This window comes from Spirochaetota bacterium (assembly GCA_035477215.1).
Lineage (GTDB): Bacteria > Spirochaetota > UBA4802 > UBA4802 > UBA5368 > MVZN01.
This window is the reverse complement of record DATIKU010000036.1, coordinates 47653-71097: the sequence shown is the minus strand read 5'-3', so window position 1 is coordinate 71097 and position 23445 is coordinate 47653. Positions and strand designations below refer to the sequence as shown.

Below are 23445 nucleotides of genomic sequence, written 5' to 3'. Positions count from 1 at the left end.
GCCTCCAAAAACATGGAGGCAAGCATGAATCATTCAGCACAAAATTCGAAAGAAAGATAGGGAACCTCTAAAAATTAAAGATTCCCATGAATTAATTGACAAGGAGAAACGTTCAGCCATAATCCACGGAAATCAATCACAAAAAGGTGTGGATTATGAAACAGCGCGGATTGTTTGATGAAATAGAAAGGTTTGCGGAGATGACAAGCACTATGATAATGATGATTTTTGCAATGAACTCAGGAAAAGGAAGCGCGTTGAAGAAATATTCGGTCGGCTCAAAGCGTTTTCAATTATGCGACGGCCTCACTTTCGCGGACTGGATCGGATCGAGTATCTTTTATAATTTGCAGTAAGCGTTTACAATCTATTGCGGATTCGAAATATCCCGGCAGCTCAAGGGTAAACTGGGGCGATATAGGGTGCAACAAGCGCTGTTTGTCGACGAAAAGCATTCAGATTCAGGTAAAAATGCACTTGTAAGATAAAATACGGAGAAAGTGGCGAATTCTCAGCATATTTTTTAGCAATATAGCTTGGTTTTTCAGGGAACTGTTAGATATTTTCATGCTATGATGTTTTTCGCATCGGAAAATTTAGAATATGGCAAAATATAGACTTAAAAAATTTCGGTTTTTGTGACCGCCCTGAAGGCTTATCAAAGAGTATGGCTATTGAAGGAGTTAAGATTCATTTGTATGGAAAAAAAACAACCAAACCTTACCGAAAAATGGAACATGTAACCATTTTATCATCATCGTTAGAGTGTGCGTTAAAAAAGGCAGAAAAAGTCAAACAGTTGATAAAGGTAAAATCATGGAAAGAAAGTTAATAAGCATTGTAATGGGTTCAGATTCTGATTTACCCGTAATGAAACAGGCGGCTGAAATGCTAGACATATTTGGAATCGGATATGAAATTGATATAGTTTCGGCGCACCGTACACCCGAGAAACTATATGAATTTGCATCAAATGCACACAAGCGAGGTATTTTGGCAATAATTGCGGGAGCAGGTGGTGCAGCACATTTGCCCGGAATGGTTGCGGCTATATCGCCATTACCTATAATTGGTGTGCCAATAAAATCGAGCAATTCCATTGACGGTTGGGATTCTGTTCTATCCATTTTGCAGATGCCAGGCGGAGTACCGGTTGCAACAGTATCACTTAACGGAGCAAAAAATGCAGGAATTCTTGCGGCTCAAATTGTGTCAGCAAAAGATGACACAATTCGGGATAAGATCATACAATACAAACAGGAACTAAAAGAGCAAGTAATTGAAAAATCAAAAAAATTGAAAACGTAGCATGGATTTTTTTAGTGGAAGAAAAGCGGTTATCGCAACCAAGCACAAGAAAGAGGAAGTAATCGCCCCAATTTTTGAAAATGAGCTGGGGCTGATTTGCGTTGTACCAAAAGATTTGGATACGGATAAGCTGGGGACATTCTCGGGAGAAGTGGAAAGGGAAGATGACCCCTTTACTACTTTGCGAAAAAAATGCCGAATGGCCATTGATGCAAGCGGAATAAATGTGGCCATAGCAAATGAAGGCTCTTTTGGTGCTCATCCTGCCATGTTTTTTGCACACGCAAACGATGAACTTGTTATGCTGATGGATAAAGAAAACGGTATTGAAATTATTGAAAGGGAACTAAGCTTAAACACAAATTTCGATGGAAAGGATATAAAATCTGAAGATGAACTTATTGAATTTGCCAACAAAATTGGATTTCCTTCGCACGGAATTATTTTAAAGAAAGGCAAAAATAACTACACAGGCATAATAAAAGAAAGCGGGACGATTGAAGAACTAACTAAAAACTATCATGTAATAAAAAATGAAGATGGCACAGCCTATATTGAGACAGATATGCGGGCAATGTTCAACCCTACCCGTATGAAAATTATAGAGCAGGCAGCGATAAAGCTCGTCAATAAAATTAAATCGTTTTGCCCAAATTGCAGCACTCCCGGCTTTGGAGTTGAGGATGCAGTAAAAGGTTTGCCCTGCGAAATGTGTGGTTTGCCCACAAGGTCAACACTCAAACATATTTATCGTTGCCAGATATGCAATTTCCAAATGGGAAAAGAATTTCCTTTTAAAAAACAGGTTGAAAACCCGCAATATTGCGATTTTTGTAACCCTTGAGTAGGGTGAAAGAATATTTAACAATTATAGCTTCATTTGTTATAATGTAAGCGTCAATTTTCCCACGTCTTCCCTTGCGTACGGCCTTGAAATATAATGCCTTTAAAAACATGGAGGCAAACATGAATCATTCAGCACAAAATTAGAAAGAAAGATATTGGAAAGAGTATGTCGCCAGATACCGTCAAAGCGGTCTGAGCCGCCTCGCGCGTTAAGTAAGCGATGCGCCCCTAACCACCGGGGAAAGAAAAAAGAAATAACACACAATGAAAAGCCCCGCCGTGCCATCGGCGCACTGAAGAGGAAAAAGAAAAACCGCGCGAAGCGCATATCCTGCTTGACACCCCCCAGCCCCGCGGGCTACTGTCCAGACAGACCGGTCGGTCTGTCGAACAGGCGCCGGCCCCCGGGAGCGCGCATGACCCTCAAAGACCGCATTATCGACGAATCCCTCAAGCTCTTCTCCGTAAAGGGTTATATCAACACCTCCACGACCGATATCATCACCGCGGCCGGCACCTCCAAGGGCGGCTTCTATAACCATTTCAAAACCAAGGAAGAGCTCTTCACCACGGCCCTCTCGCGCGCCCGGAAGATATGGCGCGAAAAAAACCTTGCCGGGCTGGATGACGACATGCACCCGATCGACCGGCTCCAGAAGCTCCTGGAAAACTACCGCGACCGCTACCTGGCCGACGCGCACACCTTCCCCGGCGGCTGCGTCTTCATGACCTTCGCCGTGGAGCTCGCCGGGCAGAGCCCCGATCTCGCCGCGGAGGTCAACGAGGGCTTCGTACGGCTCAGACGCATGATAAGGCGCAACCTCGACGAAGGCAAAACCGCCGGCCAGGTCGACCCGGCGGCCGATACGGCCCGCATAACCGAGATCGTCTTCTCGGGTCTCATGGGGGCCTGCGTCATGTTCAATCTCAATCATTCCCGCCGCAATCTGAACGCGTCCATACGGTCGCTGATACAGACCCTGCGCCAAGTACGACGCGACGGCGGCGCGGCCGCGAAAAAGCCGCGCGGAAAACAGCGAAACCGGCGGGCGTAAAACCCGCCGGCGGCAGGCCTCGCGCGGCGTCCGGCGCGCGAGGTCCAAAGCGAAGTTAAAGATGGAAGGAGGAATCATGGAACCGAAGAAATTCAAGGCCCTGGTGGTGCGCGAGGGCGCCGACGACGCGTTTGGGCGCGGCATCGAGGAGCGTACAACGGACCAGCTACCGGCGGGCGAGCTGCTGGTGGAGGTCCGCTACTCATCGCTCAACTACAAGGACATGCTCTCGGCCACGGGAAACCGCGGCGTCACAAAAAAGTATCCGCACACGCCGGGCATCGACGCGGCGGGCGTCGTGGTGGCGTGCGACGACGGCGCGTTCAGGCCCGGCGATGAGGTCATCGTCACCAGCTACGACCTGGGCATGAACACCTCCGGAGGCTTCGGCCGCTACATCCGGGTGCCCTCGGCGTGGGCGCTGCCCCGGCCTTCGGGGCTGTCGCTTCGCGAGGCCATGGTCTACGGCACCGCGGGCCTCACGGCGGGGCTTTCGGTGAGCCGGCTGCTCGGCTGGGGGGTTTCTCCGGGCCGCGGCGATATTCTCGTAACCGGCGCCGCGGGAGGCGTGGGGAGCATGGCGCTTTCCATCCTTTCCCACCTCGGCTTTTCGGTCGTCGCGCTTCAGGGGAGCGCCGGCGCCGACGACCTGCTCAAAAAGTGCGGCGCCTCCGCCATACTCGATCCGGCCGAGGCGGTCGATGCGCCCGCGCGGCCGCTTTTCAAAGAGCGTTATGCGGGATGTGTCGACACCATCGGGGGCCCGGTGCTGGCCTACGGCCTCAAGTCGGTCGTTGCCGGCGGCGCGGCCACCTGCTGCGGGAACATCGTGCCCGAGCTTCCCGTCACGGTCTATCCGTTCATTCTGCGCGGAGTCTCGCTCTTCGGCATCGATTCGCAGAACTGCCCCATGGACCTGCGGCGCGAGGTCTGGGGCCTGCTCGCGGGCGCGTGGAAGTTCCCCTGGCTTTCCGACATGGCCTCGGAAACCACGCTCGGCGGGCTCGAGGAAAGATTTACGGCAATGAAGGCCGGAACGCACCGCGGGCGCACCGTGGTCGCTCTGAAATAAGGCGCATAACGTAAAACGGCATTGACGTGATGAATACGCGCGTCGCGCGCGATGCGTTGAGTCATTAAGCGGGAGGTACACGGACATGGCAGACGCAAACATTCGTCTCGAGCGGAAAGGGCGGGTGGCGCTCGTCACGCTCGACAGGCCCGACCGCCTGCACGCCTTCAACGACGTGATGTTCGATTTGCTGCAAAAACGCGCCGAGGAGCTCGCCGCCTCATTGCCGCGCGCGATCGTCGTCACCGGCACCGGGGACCGCTCCTTCAGCGCGGGCTTCGACGTGCGGCCCGACAACCCCATGGTACGGCGCATAGTCGATTCCGTCACCACCAAGGACGAAACTCCCGCGCGCGAGGCCATCGCGCACATCAGGCGCGCCGTCGACGCCTTCGTGTCGTTGCCGGTGCCGATCATCGCGGCGCTCAACGGCAGCGCCTTCGGCGGCGGCGCGGAGCTTTCGGTGCGCTGCGATCTGCGCGTCATGGTGAAAACGGCCGTCGTCTGCTTCTCGGAGGCGAAACTCGGCCTCATGCCCGACTGGGGCGGGGGTGCGGCCCTGGCGCGCCTCGTGGGCGCCTCGCGCGCCGCAGACCTCGTCCTCACGGCACGCGAGGTCGGCGCCGACGAGGCGCTCGCCATGGGCCTGGTCAACCGCGTCTGTGAACCCGGCGCCGCGCTCAACGAGGCCCTCGGCATGGCAGCGCTCATCGCCGACAACGGCCCGCGGGCCGTCCGCCACGCGCTCGCGCTCATCCGCAACAGCCGAAACGTCGCCTACGACGCCTCGCTCGCCGAGGAGGCCGGGAGCGCGGTTTCGCTCATCGTCTCGGGCGAGTGCTTCCACGGCGTGTCGGCCTTCCTCGAAAGAAAGAAGCCGGAGTTTCCGGATATCTGAGGGCGGAATACCCGATGTGGCCTCGACCGTCGATAGTGCGTAGAGGGGATCGCTTGACTCAGATCGACATGCCGGCCATAATTGGTTATATCATTGCGTCGTCGGGGCGCCCATGCCGCTGTCCGGAAAAGAAATGCTGAAACTGTTCCAGAAAGCCGGATGGAGGATATTGCGGGTAAAAGGCAGACATGTGATGGCGGGGCCAAACGGTGACCGCCCCACAACGGCGAAACCCGACGGCATGAGCGCGATCAGGGCCCGCCAGGAGGCACAATGAACACCGAAAACATACTGTTCGCGTTTGGACTGACCGTTTTCGCCGGCCTGTCCACCGGTATCGGCAGCGTGATGGCTTTTTTTTCAAAGAAGTACAATCCGAATTTTTTATGCGGTTCGCTGGGATTTTCCGCGGGTGTGATGATTTATGTTTCTTTTGTCGAAATATTTGTCAAGGCAAGGTATTCGTTGAGCGGGGTCCTTGGCGAAAAAACGGGCTATTATGTGACGGTTATCGCTTTTTTCTCCGGAGTGGCGCTCATCGCCCTGATCGATAAAATGGTACCGTCGGTCGAAAACCCCCACGAAATCGGGAATATAAACGAGGATGCGTACAAAAGCGCAAGGAACGACAGAAGACTGCTGAGAATGGGCCTGTTCTCGGCGCTCGCAATCGGCATTCATAATTTTCCGGAGGGTCTGGCCACGTTCATGGGGGCCCTGAGCGATCCCGCCCTGGGCGTCAGTATCGCCGTCGCGATCGCGATTCATAACATCCCCGAGGGAATGGTCGTATCGGTTCCGATTTACTATTCGACAAAAAGCAAAACGAAGGCGTTCTGGCTGTCCTTGCTTTCAGGTCTTGCGGAACCGGTCGGAGCGCTGGTGGGATATTTCATACTGCGGGCCTTTTTCAACGATATCGTGTTCGGAGTGGTCTTCGCCGGGGTGGCGGGCATCATGGTTTATATTTCCCTTGACGAACTGTTGCCCACCGCCGAGGAATACGGTAAACATCATATCGCCATCGGCGGTTTAATCGCCGGGATGGCGGTCATGGCGATAAGCCTGTTGCTTCTTGCTTAACACCGGCCGTTATCATGGATACCGCCGATCACGGAACCCGTACAATGAGCGACATCGAACCCGGCATCGACTTCAACGACGAAATCCTCGTCTCCTGCTGCGACGAGGTGCCGCTCTGGTCGGCGCCATTCGGCAGGCGCCTTCTCGAGCTCGTCGAGTACCGAAAAGGAATGACCGCCCTCGACATCGGTTTCGGCACCGGCTTCCCGATGCTCGAGCTCGCCATGAGGCTGGGGCCCTCGTGCACGGTGTACGGCGTGGACCCGTGGGGCGCCGCCGCGAACAGGGCACGCCTCAAGGCCGCGCACTGCGGCATAACGAACATCAGGCTCATCGAAGGCGCGGCCGAAAGCCTGCCGCTCGGCGACGCCTCGGTCGACCTTATCGTCAGCAACAACGGCCTCAACAACGTACCCGACCTCCCGGCGGTGCTTCGCGAATGCGCGCGCGTGGCCCGGCCCGGCTGTCAATTCGTCATGACCATGAACCTCGACGCGACGATGATCGAGTTCTACGACGTGTACCGGGAAAGCCTGCGCGCGCACGGAATGGCGGAATACCTGCCGGTCATCGACGAGCATATACGCGCGAAAAGGCCGCCCATCGCGCTTATCGAAAGGCTCTTCGGGGAGAACCGCTTCGCGCGGAAGAGGTCGATCGCGGACGGCTTCGATTACCGTTTCGCCGACGGCACGGCGATGCTCAAACACTTCTTCATCCGCCTGGCCTTTCTCGACGGCTGGAAGAGCTGCGTCCCCGCCGAGGCGCGGCAGCGTATATTCGCCGACATCGAGACGCGGATCAACGCGAAATGCGAAGAGGGGACCGGCTTCACGCTGACGGTCCCGTTCGTGGCGATGGAGTTTGTAAAGGAATAGGGTACCGATAAGGAGGGGTGTCATGAAGCACGAGGACATGCTCAAACGGCTCGCGCCCTGCGGGCTCAACCGCGGAAAGTGCATGGCGTACGCCGAGGGCGAGATCAGGTTCCACGGCGAAAAGCTGAGGGAGCTCCTGGGCTCGTTCGACGGTTACGCCGAACGCTTCAAAAAGTTCTGGCCGGTCTTCGAACACTGTCCGCAGTTCAAGGCCCTGCCCGGGCATTTCACCGGGGCCGAATGCCGGGGATGCCCTGCCGGCGCGCAGGCCACGGCGGGTGGCCGCTCCGCTTCGCATTCATCACGTCGCCTTCAATCCATCCCGCGTTATACGGCAAGCCGCAGCGCGCTCTCATGATACCGCGACTCCAGCGCGAGCACCTTCTCGAGCCTTGTGCGGACCTCTCCGGCATCGAAGACCTCGCGCTCCGACGCCCCCTTTAATGCCCGGGCGAGATCACTCCATGCCCGTGCCGCCTCGCGCATCAGCTCAGGCAGCCCGAGAGCCGGTATCTGCGGCACGAGGGATGCCGCCTCCTTGAGGAACTCGGCATAAATCAGCCGGAACCCGCCGCCGCCGGTGCCGCGTTTCTCGATCACCTGGTACGTAAAACGCGCCGTCCATTTCCAGTCGTTGAAACGCTTCCAGTCATCCAGCTCTTCGATCCAGGTCTTCAGGGCCTGAATCCCCTGATATTTTGATTTCGCATCCATAAGCCTGCGGCTGGAATCGATGATAGCGCCGCTCAGTACCGCGGGGAGGCTGTCGGGCATGCTGATGTTCTCCGGCGCGTACATATTTCCCTTGATGGTAAAAAATCCCATTTTACTGTAGCGTGCCTTTCTCATCGCCTCGAACGGGACCTCGAGCATGTTTTCGCGCTCGGTATCGGTAACATAAAATACCTTTCGATCAACATCATATCCCCAGACGGTAATCACATGGCCCGGGAAATGCGTGCCGGAATTATAATAGGGAAGATGATAAATGTCCGACTGCACCATGGCAGGCCTCCCTTCGTCCAGTACTGCACACAGGTCGCTTTCGCTTTCACCGGGATCGGCATATATACTCCATTGGAAAGTCCGTCCAATGCGTGTAAAAAACTGCTCTTCGATGTCCTCCGAACGCACATGGATTATTCTTTCGAGCGATTCCCCGCCGTTTTCAAGATACCATATCCCAAGACCGCACCCTATTCCGAAGCACAGGGCCTCGCTCCATCGGATCCCATGATAATTCACCAGATTGCAGAGCGCCGTGCTTGCACAATGCCTCCCCGGATAATGCTGTGCATTTATTATGCCCATGGCCGTCATTCTCTCTATTTTGCGGTAAATGCGTTCTTCATCATTTAAAATTGCGGCTTATAAAGCCGTTAAATACAGGCAATGTGAGTGATTTCAGCACATTACACAAGCTTCGGGGAAAAGTCAACGGGCTTTTCCATGTAACGATTCAGCTTGACGGTTCCGTCGTTGTATGGTTGATAACATAGGGAAAACAAAACCGGCCTGTCGACGGCTTCTCCCGCCGTAATCGGCGGCCTCTGCATGACCCCGCGCGAATGGCACCCCGGTGCCGAAACCGTCATCTCGGTTTTACTTCCCTTTGCCGATGGGGTGAAACAAAGCAACATCAGGGGAAAATCGCGGCCCTCCGCGGAATGGCTGTACGGCCGTATTGAAGGCCAGTCGTTCATAAACCGGCTATGCGCCCTCCTTGCCTCAACGCTTGCTGAAGCCGCACATGCGGGCGTCGTTCCGTCGGCCGACCGGCGGCTCTTCTCTCGCACCGCCCCGACCGGAACCGATGGCGATTGCGCGGCCCGGTTGAAACTGAACGACGTACAGACTTGAAAATCACCGGATTGAAAACACTTGGAAGACAACCGTCAAATTAACTGATTGACTCCCTCACGAAAAAGCGGATAATGAATAACGATAAAGATACACTGACGGACTCATGGAATCATCCATCCATAAAGGAGAATCAAATGGGAATCCCCTTTTTCGGAAAACTGGAATCAATAAAAGCCCTCTACGTCAACGCCCCGGTAAAAAAAGTGTGGGCCATCCACGCCGATATCAACAAATGGCCCGCCTGGCACCCCGGCATCACCGAGGCCGCCCTCGGCGGCAAGCTCGCGCCCGGAACGGTGTTCCATTGGAAGTCCGGCGGCATGACGATTGAATCCACCATAGAGAAGGTGGTTGACGGCGAGGAGGTAATCTGGAACGGGAGGGCGCTGGGGACGCGCGCCCGTCACAAGTGGTACTTCAAGAAAAAGGGCGAGGGCACCATCGTGAGCACCGAAGAAACCATGGAAGGCTGGCTGGCGCTGATATTGAGCATCGTGATGCCGAAGTTCCTCGACAGGTCAATCGATCGCTGGCTCGAGCATCTGAAGAGGAAGGCCGAACGCCCGTAGAAACGCCCGATCGTGCGTCTCTGCCGGGGCCCCCGCGTATAATACTTGACATCTCCCATTTTCGCCTCTATGATTGCGCATCACAAGCGCCGGAGGACGCGATGCAAAAGCGAATAATACACGGTCTCGTATTCATACAGACCCTGTGCGGGTCGGCGGCGCCGAATCACGACTTCCGCAAGCTCCACGCGCCGTAGGGGAGGGGACGATGACGATCATCAACAGCCCGGTGGAATACGCCCGTGAGATCGTGGGACGCGACCCCATGGCAACCTTCCTCGGCATCGTGGTGGAGGAGGCGCGGGAGGCCTACGCGCGCTGTTCGCTCACCGTCATGCACGAGTACCTCAACGCCGCCGAGCGCGCGCACGGCATAACGGTCCACGCGGTGGCAGACCAGGCCTTCGCGGTGGCCTGCAACTCCATGGGGACGAAGGCGCTGGCGGTGCACTTTTCAATAAGCTATCTCGCGGGGGCGATGGACGGGGAGAAGATCGTGGCCGAGGCCCTCCCGGTCAACATCGGCAAGAAGGTCAGCGTGTGGAAGATCGACGTGCGTGGCGGTGCCGGCAGGCACATCGCCTCGTGCGAGGGCATCGCCTATCATAAATAAATCCTTGACAATGCCCTGCCATTTTTACTACCAATGAAGGCTGCGGGAAGGCGCTCCGCCGGCGCCCCCGCGCCGCGGTGTGATTTCTGCCGGCAGCGAGGTTATCGATGAAAAAATGGGCGGTTGCCGCTCTCGTGTTTCTCTGCTCCTGCTCTTCCTTCATTAAGGACGAGCACGTTGCGGGCCTCAGGGGATACGAAAGCGACCGGTACGTAATGAAACAGAACGCCGGGAGGGAGGAGGCCCCGCTCAAAAAGGGCGAGGTCGTGAACATTATCATTACGACGGGAAGCGATTTTATAAAAGTGCACGCCCATCCCGTTTCGATCGATTTTTTAAAAGCGGAGCGTGTGCTCATACTCTTCCTCTTCGACGACGACTTTAAAGACAAGGCGTATGACAAACAGTATTTCGAGGAGCGGCTTTTTCAGCTTGTGGACGTGCAGCGGAAATGATTGACGCGGCCGCCACGCGATAAAACAAAGGGGATGATGTCATGTTCAAGGGTGTGTTTACGGCGCTCGTAACGCCGTTTCGGGACGACAAAATAGATTATACCTCGCTCGAGGGTCTGATCGAGGCGCAGGTGAAGGGCGGTGTGGACGGCGTGGTGCCGGTCGGCACGACCGGGGAATCGCCCACGCTTTCGTTCGAGGAGCACAAGGAATACGTAAAGCGCGTGGTCGCGATGGTCGACAAACGGGTGAAGGTGATCGCCGGAACGGGCTCCAACTCAACCCGCGAGGCGGTGCACCTTTCCCAGGCCGCGCAGGAATACGGCGTGGACGGGGTGCTGCTCGTAAACCCCTATTACAACAGGCCGCCCCAGAGGGGGCTCGTCGCCCATTTCGAGACCGTGGCGAAATCGATCGCCATACCGGTTATCCTCTATAACATACCGGTCCGCACGGCCGTCAACTTTCTGCCGGAGAGCATACTGGAGCTGTTGGGCCGCGCGCCCAACATCGTCGCCATCAAGGAGGCCACCGGCGACCTCGTGCAGATGATGCGCGTCATCGAGCTCTGCGGCGACCGCCTCACGCTGCTTTCGGGCGACGACAACCTGCTCCTGCCGCTGCTCGCCATCGGCGGGAAGGGGGTCATCTCGGTCCTCGCCAACGTGCTGCCCGCCGACATGAAGAAGATCGTGACCCTGTTTAACGAAGGCAGATTCGACGAGTCCAGAACGCTTTTCTATAAGATACTCCCGCTCTGCCGCGCCATGTTTTACGAGACAAATCCCATACCGGTCAAGGCGGCGATGGAGATGATGGGACGCTGCGCCGGCGACATCCGGCTGCCGCTGGTCCCGCTCTCCGACGAGCACCGCGCGAAGCTGCGCCAGGCCCTTGTCGACTACGGGGTTAAGCTGTGAGAGCGGGGCTCTGCGGGGTTTCGGGCAGGATGGGAACGGCCATCCTGCGCGTCCTTGTAGAGCGCGGCCACACGGCGCTTGCCGCCTTCGACGCGCCCTCCGCGCCCTGCATGGGTAAGGACGTGGGGTCCCTGCTTCACGGCGAAAACACCGGCGTGCTGGTCTCCGCGATCAACGAGGCCGACGCCGCGCGGGTGGACGGCCTTATCGACTTCTCCGCGCCGGCCGCCACCATGCAGCTCCTCTCCCTTGCCCAGGGCCTGGGCAAGCCGCTCGTTGTGGGCACCACGGGCTTTTCGAACGAGCAGCGCCGCCGCTTCGAAGAGGCCGCGCGCTCGATCCCGCTTTTGGTGTCGCCCAACATGTCGGTTGGCGTCAACCTGCTCTTTCGCCTCACCGAGACCGCCGCGCGCGTTCTCGGCGACGACTTCGACGTCGAGGTCTTCGAGGCGCACCATCGCTTCAAGAAGGACGCCCCATCCGGCACCGCCAAGCGCCTCATCGAGGTGGTGAAGGGCTCGTCGGGCCATCTGACCGCGGCGGGCGAGGCGTACGACCGCAGCGGCATCATCGGCGGGCGCACATCGGGCGAGATCGGCGTGCAGGTGCTGCGCGGCGGCGATATCGTCGGCGAGCACACGGTCTACTTCGCCGGGATCGGCGAGCGCGTGGAGCTCACCCACCGCGCAACCAGTCGCGACAACTTCGCGCGAGGGGCCGTGCGGGCCCTCGAGTATATAGCGGGCCGGAAGCCGGGGCTCTACTCGATGTTCGATGTACTGGGTATATAAGCAGATGACTGAAAAACGGGGGGAAGGCAAGGGCGGTTTCAGGGAATTCCGGGAGAATCCCTACGACCCCGGGGCCAAAAAGCCCGAGGACGTGGTGAGGATTTTTTACATGAACAACGTGCCCCTCGTCCCCGTGGTATCCCATCGCGGTATACTGCTCGGAATATTAAGGAAGGAAGATGTCGTCGCCGAGCTCAGCGATATCGAGCGCGCGGCAAAACTCTCCATCGACGCGTTCATCACGGGCCTCGCGCGCAAAATGCGGCTGGACGAGGTACTGCCCCATGTGGCCGAAAACCGCGAGTTCGTCACCATCAACCTCTTCGGTGAAATCCAGGGCACCTGGTCGCGCCTCCAGCTCCTCGCCGCCTGCGAGTCGCCGCGCGGGGCCGAGTCCACGGCCGCTGACGCCGCCGGGGACCGCGAGAAGCAGGCGATGGAGTGGATGATATACCTCATCCTCGAACACATCCCCCGGGCCCTGTACGCCCTGAACGAGAGGGGGGGCACCATCTTCTACAACAGCCATTTCGAGGACCTGTACGAGGCGGCGCTCAAGCGCGAGGTCGATACGGCGTTCGTCGAGAAGTCGCTCGGCAATTCCGACAAAAACGAGGTGCATACCCGCGCGGACGGCAGCGATGAACCCTATTTTTACAACAAGGATATGCGCATCTACTACGAGAAGGTGCCGTTTCAGAGCGGCGGTAAAAACGTGGGATACCTCATTTACTGCGGAAGGGAGCTGAACGCGCCGTCGGCCGGAGGGAAGGCCGCCCGCAGAGGGAAGAAACAGCCGCTCGCGCAGACGCTCGAGTCGGCCGAGCGGACCGCCATCGTTAATGCCATCATCGCTCAGGGCGGGGACGCCAAAAAGGCGGCCGAAGACCTGGGCCTTTCGCGCGCGACGCTCTCGGCGCGGATGAAAAAGCTGGGTATAGTTGACAAGGGGCGGACAGGGCGCGGGCCTAAAAAGTGAAAAATTTTGTTGACGAAAATCTGCGGCGAACTATATTGTACGCAGAGACGGGCAGTTAACGACAACCTCCTTGCCTCGGTGCGGTGTAAAAAGCGTTTGATCTTTAAGCCTTCGTGGCTGCGGTGCTTTTCGGCGGCCCGTCGGGGTGCCTTGCAGAAGCGGATTACCATACGGTATCGAACGATAGACAGCGCAGATTCGGCGAAAACACATCCTTGGAAGAAACACAATCTTCGGCCATTAGCGAATCGAGTATAGTGCGGCACTGTTTTTATGTGCCTTCCCGCCGTACGGCATTTTTGGAGAGCGGCATTACCATCGACAATCCTGTGTGACGGAACACGAGAGACTCTTAATAACAGCAAAGGTGAATTATGGCACGAGTAAACGGGACTTCCAGGCCTGAGGGCAGGTATACCGCCGGCTCGGACGAAGAAAAAAGAAGCGGTTCCGCGTCGCCCCGGCCGGCCGGAGAAAACGGTGGAGAGAGCGCTTCGCCGGCGCCTCACAGGCGCAATCTTCCGCCCGAAAACAGGCTGGACCTCTCCGACCTGAAATCCAAGACCATCAACGAGCTTCTGGCGCTTTCGCGCACCATGGGCGTCGATGGCGTTTCCGGTCTCAAGAAGCAGGACATGATCTTCGAGCTGCTCAAGGCCCAGACCGAGCGTAACGGCCTTATCTTTTCGAGCGGCGTGCTCGAGATACTCAGCGACGGGTACGGATTTTTGCGCTCCCCGAATTACAACTATCTGCCCGGTCCCGACGACATCTACGTTTCCCCGTCGCAGATACGCCTCTTCGGTCTGCGCACCGGCGACACCGTCACCGGTCAGATACGGCCCCCCAAGGACAACGAGCGTTTCTACGCGCTGCTCCGGGTGGAGGCCGTCAACTTCGAAGACCCGGACCGCCTGCAGAGCCGGACGCTCTTCGACAACCTTACGCCCCTGTATCCGATGGAGCGCATCGTAATGGAGACCGCGTCGGAAAATGTCGACATGCGCATCGTCAACATCATGACGCCCTTCGGCAAGGGTCAGCGCGCTCTCATCGTCGCCCCGCCGAGGACCGGTAAAACCATGCTGTTGCAGAAGATCGCCAATTCCATCACCACCAATCATCCCGAAATATTCCTCATCGTGCTGCTCATAGACGAGCGCCCCGAAGAGGTCACCGACATGCAGCGCACGGTCAACGGCGAGGTGATATCGTCCACCTTCGACGAGCCCGCCTCGCGCCACGTGCAGGTGACCGAGATGGTGCTCGAAAAGGCCAAACGACTCGTGGAGCACAAGAAGGACGTCGTCATCCTGCTCGATTCGATCACGCGCCTGGCGCGCGCGTACAACCAGGTGGTGCCGACCAGCGGCAAGATCCTCTCGGGCGGCGTGGACTCCAACGCCCTGCACAAGCCCAAGCGCTTCTTCGGCGCGGCGCGCAATATCGAGGAGGGCGGGAGCCTCACCATTCTGGCCACGGCGCTCGTCGACACCGGAAGCCGCATGGACGAGGTCATCTTCGAGGAGTTCAAGGGTACGGGTAATTCCGAGCTGCACCTGGACCGCAAGCTCTCCGACCGGCGCATATTCCCGGCCATCGACATCAACAAATCGGGAACGCGCAAAGAGGAATTACTGCTTGACGATGAGGAGCTTAACAAGCTATGGATACTGCGCAAAGTCATCTCGGCGATGAGTCCCACCGAGGCGATGGAGCTACTGGTTGAGAAAATGAAGGCCACGAAGAACAACAAGGCGTTCTTCAAGGCGATGAATACATGATGAGGAGACTGAAATGAAGCCGAACATTCATCCCGAATATAAGGAAACCGTCGTCAGGTGCGCGTGTGGAAACGAGATCAAGACGCGCTCGACCTCCAAGGACCTCCGCGTGGAAATATGCTCCGCATGCCATCCCTTCTATACGAAGCAGCACAAGATTCTGGACGCCACCGGACGCGTGGATAAATTTAAAAAGAAGTATAACATCAAGTAACCCCCCGCGCACTATCTATTCGAAAAGAACCACCAGTGTAAAAATTACACACTGGCGAGCGAGATATGTGTAAATAATACACTATTGTGTGCTTTTTACACTCCAGATGCGCTATTTGTTGCCGGTCGAACGGCCCTATCAGGATATACCGGTACCTCCACTTTGCCGGAGCGCATGAATATAGCCGCCTTCCGCAGTCGATGCACGTAAAATAAACCGCATAAACGCTGTTTATACTGGAAAAACCGGCGCTTTTGCGCTCCCGGGACGATCGTGTTTCCGCCAGGGGCGCTGTTTGAAGTAATATTGATTAATGATCGAGCGCAGGGACTTCTGGAACGATTATTGCTTGTTAATGGTCAGTACCCCTTAGAGAAGGAGAGTTGCATGAGAGCGTACGAAGGCTATGATGAAATCAGCATCAGTCAGTATTTCCACGCAATCAACGCGGTGAAGCTCCTCACGGCCGAGGAGGAAGTCGAGCTGGCCATCGCGAAAGGAGAAGGAGACGAGCTCGCCAGGGAGCGGCTTGTAAACGCCAACCTTCGACTGGTGGTCAAGATTGCGAAGAACTACACCGGCCTGGAACCCTCGCTCATCGACCTGGTGCAGGAGGGGAACATCGGTCTCATGCGGGCGGCCGAGAAGTTCGATTACAAGATGGGCTGCCGTTTTTCGACCTACGCGTCGTACTGGATAAAGCATTACATCACCCGCTTTATCGCAAAACGGAGCCGGGCAATCCGCATCCCGATTCGCAAGGGCGACCTCTTCAAAAAGGTCAGGATGGCGCAGGAATCGCTGACGAACGACCTGGGCAAGGAGCCGTCGACCAGGGAGATCGCCGATCTCCTGGGGGTCGATGAGAACACGGTGGTCGATATCATCGAGGTGTTTCAGCCGACGGTATCGCTCGAGCATCCGCTCAACGACGACGAGTTCAACCTCTATGAGGTGGTGTGCGACGAGAAGTACCAGTCGCCCGACCAGGCCGTTTACCGGAAGGATCTCCGCGGGGAACTGGAAGAGGCGATGTCCTCGCTCATGAATAACGAAAAAAAGATTTTACGGATGCGCTTCGGTTTCGACGACGAGCGGCCGGTCACGCTGAAGGAGGTGGGGGCCGAATTCGGCATCTCCGCCGAAACGGTGCGGCAGATCGAGTCGAGGGCCATGAAGAAAATCAGGAAGACGTACGCGCACCTGGAAAACTATCTGATGTAACAGGCTTGCCCAAGCCGGTCTCTACCCCATTCCCGCTTCAGGAGGATCCCCATCCTCCTTTTTTGTTTTTCCGGGGCGACTTGTCGTTGACACAACAGGGGCTATTCGTAAATATTTATTATAATAGTATAAAACGGATATCACGCACACCGGGCGAACCCGATGATTTCACATTCTGCATCAGCGCTACCGACAAATGATCGGCGGACTCGCCGATAGGGCGGCATGATGGTCGAACCCGACGCTTATGATCCGCGGAACCTGCTTGTCCCGATCGAGGGGCGGGCCGGCGCCATCGTGAGGGTTGAGAGTCTCATCGCGGAGATGTCGCACCCCAATATCGACTGGAAACATGTGGTGGCGGGCATCCGCTCGTACCTGTTCGATCATATCCACGATATTTCCCCCCACGCGGATACGGTGCTGCCGGTCATCTTCCACTACCTGCGCGAGGCCACGCTAAGAAAAAAGGGATCCACCCTCAGGGCCGGCGAGACATTTTTCGACCGGTACCTGTTCGTACTCACTGCGATCGCGGAGGGGCGCGCCGAGCTTGGGCCGATCGCGCTCCGTTTCCACGAGTTCGCCCGCGACTACCTGGACCTCATGAAGCGCGAGAGCGCCGACGGCTATTATTTCGAGGGGGTCAACGAAAGGGTTTGCAGGGTCGGTGGCGTCCTCGCGGCGAACTCCGGTGCGGGGGACGGCATCCTCGACCTGGTAAGCGACCTGCTCGTGGGGCAGCTCGCCCTTCACGCGGAGCGATCGGTCTCGGCGCGCGATGTCGAGGTGGAGAATCTGCGCGCGGCGCTGGGCCGTGACGCCGGCACCGCGGAGCTCTTCGAGCTTCTGGAAAAGGTTTCGCAGCGCAGGAAGCGGGAGGATGTGCTTCTGGCCGCCCGGCCCAATGCGGGGAGCGCGGCGGAACGCTTCGCGCGGATCGCATCCGTGGCCGATTTCTCGCGCAACACGCGCACGTGGGAGCGCATCTGCGCGGTCGGCAGGGGTCTTGTGGAACGGGGCTCCGTTTCGAGCGAGGAGGGGGTTCTCGCGCTGCTCGCCTTCCTCATCCGCAGGGCGCAGGAGGGCGATGACCGGGACCTCCAGCTTTTCATCTCGCGTAGCGTCGCCTCCTTCTGCGGTGCGCTCGACGGCTCGGGTCGGGGTTCGCTCCTTAAAAGCGTCGTCGACATGGTGATGCCGCTCCTCCTGCGTGAGGTCGAATCGGACGGTAGCTATTATTCGGCCTTCGCCACCATCTACACCATCGGCAAGACGGTCGTCGAGTCCGGAAGGGTCTCGCTCATCGACCATTTCGTGGACATCCTCATCCAGTCGCGCTTTCGATTCCCCGAGTTCTCCGGCATCGCATCGGACTGGTCGGTGATCGTCAACTCCAGCCACCTTGAGAACATCCGCACGTGGATGCGGCTCATCGAGATCGATCCGCCTGTCATGAAGAAGCTCGCCGCCGGGCTCATCGTCAACCTGAAGCTCGGCGGCGTGTTCCTCAAGGACACAGATGTCTTCCAGCGAGACATCTCGCAGCTCCTCAACAGCGATTATAAGGACGTATTCCATCTCATCACCTCGCTTGCGGCGGTCTTTCCCGCCTTTTATCACGATATCGGGGCGACGGGCGACATACGCTCCTTCACCGAGAAGATCGACACCAACCACCGGATGAACGACCTGGTGCACTTTCTCAGGAAGCAGGTGCACGTGGAGTCGTCGAGCCGCACGGTGCTCCTCATTCAGCGTATCATGGAATTCTGGATGACCGGCGAGGGGCGCCTGCTCGAGGGCCTGGTGCCGGCGGAGGTGTACGATACCCTGCCGCGCGCCTGGCGTCTGATCAATCTCGACAACGAACCGGCGGCGCAGGCGCTGTTCGAGGCCGCGCGGAGGCATTTCAGCGAAGTCGCCGACGGGCACTTCTGGGACTTCCTGGGCGCGGTGGGGAAGAAGCGCTTCATCGAATTCGCCGCCGTGGCGGCGATGCAGGGCGTGAGCGACGCGGAGCGCACGGACGCCATCGGCTGTTTCGAGGAGTATTTCGACACGCGCTTTCCCGCCGAGATGACTAAGATGCTGCATTTCATCAAGAACATGTTCGACATCGACACCTCGAAGACGAAGATATGGAAGTTCCTCTACGACATCTCGGACGAGGAATTCCGGAAGATGTTCGAGAACGTGCGCTTTCTCGACATCTCAAGGGTCAACATCGAGAAGTTCATCACCTTTCTGCACGTCTACCGCATGATCTTCGACAAGTACAACTTTTCTAAGGTGCGCGACGTCGAGAAGCTCGAGGCGTACGCGCGCGAGGGGCTCTTCGCCCCGCCGGAGGACCTGTTCGAGGCGCTGCGCGGAAGCGACCCGTACGCGGCGCTCGGGGCGCTGCTCGACCTCCAGTATTCGCTCAAGTGGGACATCCTGCTTTCGGGAAAGGTGTTCGAGCCGCTCGACACCATCGAGTTCAAGCGGCACATCGCGTTCGGCATTCCCTCCATGTACGGCTCGTACAAGGAGAAGAAGTTCGACACGCTGAAGGTGTTCTTCCACTGCAACCTCATCCGCGAAAGGCTCTTCGAGTCCATGGTGGAAACGTGCAGCGTCTTCTCCGGCAGGGCGCTTGACTTCGGGGAGACGCGCCGCGTTATGCGACTTTTCGGCAGGACCTTCGAGATTGACGGCCTTTCAGGCCAGGAGATGCGCTCGGTCCTGAGCCTCATGGACGCGCCGAATCTCAGGCTGTCCCAGTTCAGGGACATCGTCACGAGCCTCTTCACCATCCACGGAGAGGTGTCGGACCACTTCAACGAGATGTACAAGTACGTCTGTACCGCCATCATCAACAATATAGGCGCCGGCCGAATCGTTGAGGATTATCTTCCCGGCGAAGGCCGCGGCAGCGCCGACGTCATCGCCGACCGTTTTCTGCGCAGCCAGATCATGCTCTCGCCGCTGCTCCAGCTCTTCGACAACATGCTCATCCGCCTGCGGGAGCGCATGGACCAGGCCCTTGGGCGGGGCGACGATTCGGTGTGCCTCAATGCGTGCGATGTTCGGCGCGCCAAAGGGGATATCTTCTTCCCCATTGGCAAATACCCGGGACGGCATTCCTACAGCGAGCTCTTCGTGCCGCTGTGGCTCGCCGGAGGCAAGGCGCAGGGGCTGGTGATCGCCGCGAACATGGAAAGCATAAGCGTGCCCGAGGGCATAGTGCTCTCGGCCGAGCTCTACAAGCGCCTGCGCGAGGGCGACGTGCGCAATCCGCGCTTTCAGCGCAAGATCATCTTCTCGCTCAGGCAGTACGTCGACCGGCTCACCGACGGGCGCTTCGGCAATCCCTCCAACCCGGTGCTTCTGTCGGTGCGAAGCGGCGGGGTGTTCTCGATGCCTGGCGTGATGGACACCATAACGAACGTCGGGATCACCCAGGACGTCATCGATTATTACGCGCGGCAGGACCCCTGGTTCGCCTACGACTGCTACAGGAGGCTTATCCACGACTTCGCGCTCTCCTATTACGGGATGGACCGCGCGCTCTACGAGCGGCTCATGACGCAGGCCAAGGAGGAGGCGGCCGTCGACCTCAAGGAGAAGCTTACCGGCAGGCAGATGGAGATACTCACCAAGAAATACCGCTATGCGATCAACCGGGCCGGTTTCTCGGTGCCGAAGGACCACTACGAACAGCTCTATCATGCGATCGTGGCGGTGTACCAGTCGTGGAACTCGCCGGTTGCACGCAACTACCGGCAGTTCGTCAACATGTCCGACGAGTGGGGCACGGCGGTCATCGTACAGAAGATGGTCTTCGGCAACAACTCTCCCAATTCCATCACCGGCGTCGTGCACAGCCACTACCTGGGCTACGAGAACATCGGCCTCTTCGGCGAGTACAAGACCCGCGCACAGGGGCACGACATCGTCAGCGGCGTGGCGCGCGTGTTCCCGATCAGCGAACAGCAGCGCTCGACCTACACGGCCTCGAGTCCATTCTCGTCCATGGAGCGAAGCTATCCCGAGCAGTACCGCAAGGTGTACGATGCCGTGAAGCGCATCCGCGAGCGCTGGGGCAACGAGGTAGAGATAGAATTCACCCTTGAGAACGATACGCTCTATATTCTCCAGATACGCGGCATCACCAATCACATCTTCGAGACGGACGAGCTCGATGAGGGACCGCTCGCTCTGTTGGAATACCTGCTGGGCAAGGGGCTGGCCGCCTCGGGCGGCGCGGTCTGCGGGCGCGCGGTGTTCGATATCGACCGGATCGATATCATTCGCAAGCGTTTTAAAGGCGACAAGATCATTCTGGTGAGGCCGGAGACCAACCCCGAGGACGTGATCGGCATAAAGAAATCGGAAGGCATTCTTACCAGCGTGGGCGGCATGACCTCGCACGCCGTTCTGCAGATGCGCCGGCTCGAAAAATCCGGCGTGAGCGACTTCTCGGTCATGAGGGTCGACGAAGGGGCCAACCGCGCGGTTGTGAACCTCGAGGCGCAGGGAAAGGGGCGGTTCGTGATAGCCGAGGGGGATTTTCTGACCATAGACGGTTCGACCGGGCACGTATACTCGGGCTTTCACGCGACGGTTAAAAAAAGGTTGTAAAATGGATTGGCGGAAGGGAGAAGACAATCCTGTCATAAACAGAGCAGTGGTCTACGGAGGTGCGGTATGAGCAGTGCAGTGTCGCCGAAGGCGCCGGTCGGCGTTTTCGGCATCGGCCGAATCGGCAAGCTTCTGGTATGGCTCATCTCGGCGAGGAAGGAGCACGGGGCGGTCGTGATCGCGACGGGCAGAAAGACGGGCCGGGGGGTGGAGGACCTTGCGACCTACCTCGGGTACGATTCGACCTACGGTCCCTATTCGCGTTTCGTGGGGGGCTTTCTGGGCCGGGGCGCGGTCGAGGTGAAAAACGGCGAACTGTTTCTCAACGGCGTGAGGATCATTTGGCTTTCGGACGCCGCACACCGTACGCCGGGCGGCGTGCCCTGGGCGGAGAACGGCGTGGAGGTGGTGTTTGACACGACCGGCAAGTACACCGATCCGACGGTGAACGACGAAAACGCTCTCCGGGGGCACCTCGGCCATGCGAAGAAGGTGGTGCTCAGCGCCCCATTCAAGATAAAAAAGAAGGGAACTCCGATGCCCGATGACGCGGTGACGCTCGTTGGCGGCGTGAACTTTTCGGCGTATGACTCCGCGCGGCACAGCGTGATATCGAACGCGTCGTGCACCACCAACTGCTGCGCCCCGCCGATCAAGGCCCTTGTGGACCATTTCGGCGAGCGCTTCATCTCGTACTCGCTCACCACGGTGCACGCGGCGACGAACTCCCAGAGCGTGCTGGACATTCTTCCGAAAGACGGCGAAAAGGACACACGCAAAAAGCGCTCCACGCTGAACAACATGATACCGACCTCGACCGGCGCGGCGAACGCGGTGATAGAGGTGATCCCCGACATCCGCGAACTGGGCATAGGCTCCCAGGCATCGTCGATCCGTGTGCCCACCATGACCGGCTCGATCGTGATCCTCGACGTGTCGCTCCTGGGAGATTACGACAACGAACACGTCCACGGAATGTTCAGGGAGTACGCGCGCAAGAATCCGGACATCATGCGCTACTCGGAAGAGCAGTTGGTAAGCGCCGACATCGTGGGATGCACCCACTCGACGATCTACGATTCCAGGTTCACCCACCGTCGTACGTCGAAGCGGGGCGACCGGTACTACACCATGGTCGACCTCAACTTCTGGTACGACAACGAGTTCGGCTACGTCTGTTCGCTGGGAAGGCTCTATGATCTGCTGACGGGAAAACACTGAGCGCATGCGCTATATGCAAGATACGGACGGATCTGACAGGAGGGGCGGGAGCGTGCATCACCGTCATCATCACGACCATGCCGGCGAATGCCGCGAGTGGACCGGGGGGAGGAAGCTCCTTCTGGTAATAGCGTTCAACGCCGTCATTGCCGCGGCGCAATACATCGGGGGCGTGCTTTCTGGAAGCCTCGCGCTCATCTCCGACGCAGGACACAATCTGGCCGACGTCCTCGCGCTCGCGCTCGGATACGCGGGGGAGCGCGTCTCGAAGGGCTTTCCAAGCCGCCGTTTTACCTTCGGCCTCAAGCGCTTCGAGGTGCTCGTGGCGCTCGTAAACGCCCTCAGCCTCGTGGCCATCGGCCTGTACATTGTCTACGAAGCGGTCGAGCGGTACATGAACCCGGTGCCGGTGAACCCTTACATCCTGCTGCCCGTCGCGCTGGTGGGCCTCGCCGGGAACGTGTTTTCCATACTGGTGCTCAACCGCAGCCGAAAAGACAACCTCAACATGCGGGCCGCCTTCCTGCACATGGTGTATGATGCGATCTCGTCGGTCGCCGTTATCGGGGTGGGCGTGGCGCTTGTTTTCACCGACATCATTCTGCTCGACCTCGCGGTGGCCCTGGTGATTGCGGTCATGATCATCTGGAGCTCAATGGACATCGTGCGGGAATCCCTGCGGATATTTATGCAGGGGACGCCGTCGGGGGTCGATACCGATGCCGTATATCGCGGGCTCCTCGCCCTTCCGGGTGTGTGCGGCGTTCACGGGCTGCATATATGGTCGATCAGTTCGTCCGAGGTTTTTCTGTCGTGCCATATCCGCACTCTGCCGGGCGAGTCCGGCGATACCGACGCGGTGATCGCCGGCGCGAACGCCATGCTTAAGCGGGAATTCGGCATTAGCCACACGGCCATACAGGTCGAGCGCGGTCTCTCATGCGGAGAAACCCCCGAAAACTGCTGCCGGTAGATGGTCCGCCGTCGGCGACGAACCGGCGTCGCTTTCCGTTTTGTGCTTGTTTTTCACCGGGCATTGACTAAGC

Annotated in this window: 24 protein-coding genes; 23 read left to right on the top strand and 1 reads right to left on the bottom strand. The window is 58.0% G+C overall.

Annotated elements, in window-relative coordinates; translation table 11 throughout:
* Positions 1-559: 559 nt before the first annotated feature.
* From VLM75_08650 to VLM75_08605, 10 genes are all read left to right on the top strand, one after another.
* Positions 560-832 (top strand): hypothetical protein, encoded by a 273-nt coding sequence (locus VLM75_08650; GenBank protein ID HSV96988.1) that lies wholly within the window; start codon positions 560-562, stop codon positions 830-832.
* Positions 817-1308, top strand: a complete 492-nt coding sequence (gene purE / locus VLM75_08645; GenBank protein HSV96987.1) for a 5-(carboxyamino)imidazole ribonucleotide mutase — start codon at positions 817-819, stop codon at positions 1306-1308. Before VLM75_08650 ends, purE begins: the two co-directional genes overlap by 16 nt.
* A 1-nt stretch (position 1309) precedes the next feature.
* A complete protein-coding gene (locus tag VLM75_08640) occupies positions 1310-2152 on the top strand; it encodes a DUF6671 family protein (protein HSV96986.1) in 843 nt (280 codons plus the stop codon).
* A 418-nt stretch (positions 2153-2570) separates the two neighbouring features.
* Positions 2571-3209 carry a TetR/AcrR family transcriptional regulator gene (locus VLM75_08635; GenBank protein ID HSV96985.1) on the top strand — a complete coding sequence of 213 codons (639 nt, stop codon included), beginning with the start codon at positions 2571-2573 and terminating at the stop codon, positions 3207-3209.
* A 76-nt stretch (positions 3210-3285) separates the two neighbouring features.
* A complete protein-coding gene (locus VLM75_08630) occupies positions 3286-4281 on the top strand; it encodes a YhdH/YhfP family quinone oxidoreductase (protein HSV96984.1) in 996 nt (331 codons plus the stop codon).
* An 85-nt stretch (positions 4282-4366) separates the two neighbouring features.
* Entirely contained in the window at positions 4367-5179 is an 813-nt protein-coding gene (locus VLM75_08625; GenBank protein ID HSV96983.1) for an enoyl-CoA hydratase/isomerase family protein, read from the top strand.
* Between the two features lie 133 nt (positions 5180-5312).
* Positions 5313-5456, top strand: a complete 144-nt coding sequence (locus tag VLM75_08620) for a type II toxin-antitoxin system HicA family toxin (GenBank protein HSV96982.1) — start codon at positions 5313-5315, stop codon at positions 5454-5456.
* Positions 5453-6262, top strand: a complete 810-nt coding sequence (zupT, locus tag VLM75_08615) for a zinc transporter ZupT (protein HSV96981.1) — start codon at positions 5453-5455, stop codon at positions 6260-6262. The genes VLM75_08620 and zupT overlap by 4 nt, the downstream gene beginning before the upstream one ends.
* A gap of 44 nt (positions 6263-6306) precedes the next feature.
* Positions 6307-7140 carry a class I SAM-dependent methyltransferase gene (locus VLM75_08610; GenBank protein HSV96980.1) on the top strand — a complete coding sequence of 278 codons (834 nt, stop codon included), beginning with the start codon at positions 6307-6309 and terminating at the stop codon, positions 7138-7140.
* A 22-nt stretch (positions 7141-7162) separates the two neighbouring features.
* Positions 7163-7498 (top strand): hypothetical protein, encoded by a 336-nt coding sequence (locus VLM75_08605; GenBank protein ID HSV96979.1) that lies wholly within the window; start codon positions 7163-7165, stop codon positions 7496-7498.
* Here VLM75_08605 and VLM75_08600 read toward each other — a convergent pair.
* Positions 7468-8451, bottom strand: coding sequence for a BtrH N-terminal domain-containing protein (locus tag VLM75_08600; GenBank protein HSV96978.1), 984 nt, complete (start codon positions 8449-8451; stop codon positions 7468-7470). The two genes, VLM75_08605 and VLM75_08600, sit on opposite strands and share 31 nt — an antisense overlap.
* Positions 8452-8694: 243 nt before the next feature.
* Here VLM75_08600 and VLM75_08595 point away from each other — a divergent pair, with 243 nt between their 5' ends.
* From VLM75_08595 to VLM75_08535, 13 genes are all read left to right on the top strand, one after another.
* A complete protein-coding gene (locus VLM75_08595; protein HSV96977.1) occupies positions 8695-9000 on the top strand; it encodes a hypothetical protein in 306 nt (101 codons plus the stop codon).
* 137 nt (positions 9001-9137) lie between these two features.
* Positions 9138-9572 (top strand): SRPBCC family protein, encoded by a 435-nt coding sequence (locus VLM75_08590; GenBank protein HSV96976.1) that lies wholly within the window; start codon positions 9138-9140, stop codon positions 9570-9572.
* Positions 9573-9780: 208 nt separating this feature from the next.
* Positions 9781-10185 (top strand): hotdog fold thioesterase, encoded by a 405-nt coding sequence (locus VLM75_08585; GenBank protein ID HSV96975.1) that lies wholly within the window; start codon positions 9781-9783, stop codon positions 10183-10185.
* A 107-nt stretch (positions 10186-10292) separates the two neighbouring features.
* Positions 10293-10640 (top strand): hypothetical protein, encoded by a 348-nt coding sequence (locus VLM75_08580; GenBank protein ID HSV96974.1) that lies wholly within the window; start codon positions 10293-10295, stop codon positions 10638-10640.
* Positions 10641-10681: 41 nt separating this feature from the next.
* A complete protein-coding gene (gene dapA / locus VLM75_08575; GenBank protein ID HSV96973.1) occupies positions 10682-11560 on the top strand; it encodes a 4-hydroxy-tetrahydrodipicolinate synthase in 879 nt (292 codons plus the stop codon).
* Positions 11557-12351, top strand: a complete 795-nt coding sequence (gene dapB / locus VLM75_08570) for a 4-hydroxy-tetrahydrodipicolinate reductase (protein HSV96972.1) — start codon at positions 11557-11559, stop codon at positions 12349-12351. Before dapA ends, dapB begins: the two co-directional genes overlap by 4 nt.
* Positions 12352-12355: 4 nt before the next feature.
* Entirely contained in the window at positions 12356-13330 is a 975-nt protein-coding gene (locus tag VLM75_08565) for a helix-turn-helix domain-containing protein (protein ID HSV96971.1), read from the top strand.
* Positions 13331-13866: 536 nt separating this feature from the next.
* The gene (gene rho, locus VLM75_08560; GenBank protein HSV96970.1) at positions 13867-15114 is read left to right on the top strand and encodes a transcription termination factor Rho; all 1248 of its coding nucleotides are present in this window, start codon (positions 13867-13869) and stop codon (positions 15112-15114) included.
* A gap of 13 nt (positions 15115-15127) precedes the next feature.
* A complete protein-coding gene (rpmE, locus tag VLM75_08555) occupies positions 15128-15328 on the top strand; it encodes a 50S ribosomal protein L31 (GenBank protein ID HSV96969.1) in 201 nt (66 codons plus the stop codon).
* A 387-nt stretch (positions 15329-15715) separates the two neighbouring features.
* The gene (locus VLM75_08550; protein ID HSV96968.1) at positions 15716-16552 is read left to right on the top strand and encodes an RNA polymerase sigma factor RpoD/SigA; all 837 of its coding nucleotides are present in this window, start codon (positions 15716-15718) and stop codon (positions 16550-16552) included.
* A 225-nt stretch (positions 16553-16777) separates the two neighbouring features.
* Entirely contained in the window at positions 16778-21178 is a 4401-nt protein-coding gene (locus VLM75_08545; protein ID HSV96967.1) for a PEP/pyruvate-binding domain-containing protein, read from the top strand.
* Between the two features lie 66 nt (positions 21179-21244).
* The gene (locus VLM75_08540) at positions 21245-22399 is read left to right on the top strand and encodes a glyceraldehyde 3-phosphate dehydrogenase NAD-binding domain-containing protein (protein HSV96966.1); all 1155 of its coding nucleotides are present in this window, start codon (positions 21245-21247) and stop codon (positions 22397-22399) included.
* A gap of 52 nt (positions 22400-22451) precedes the next feature.
* Positions 22452-23372 carry a cation diffusion facilitator family transporter gene (locus VLM75_08535; GenBank protein ID HSV96965.1) on the top strand — a complete coding sequence of 307 codons (921 nt, stop codon included), beginning with the start codon at positions 22452-22454 and terminating at the stop codon, positions 23370-23372.
* Positions 23373-23445 lie beyond the last annotated feature (73 nt).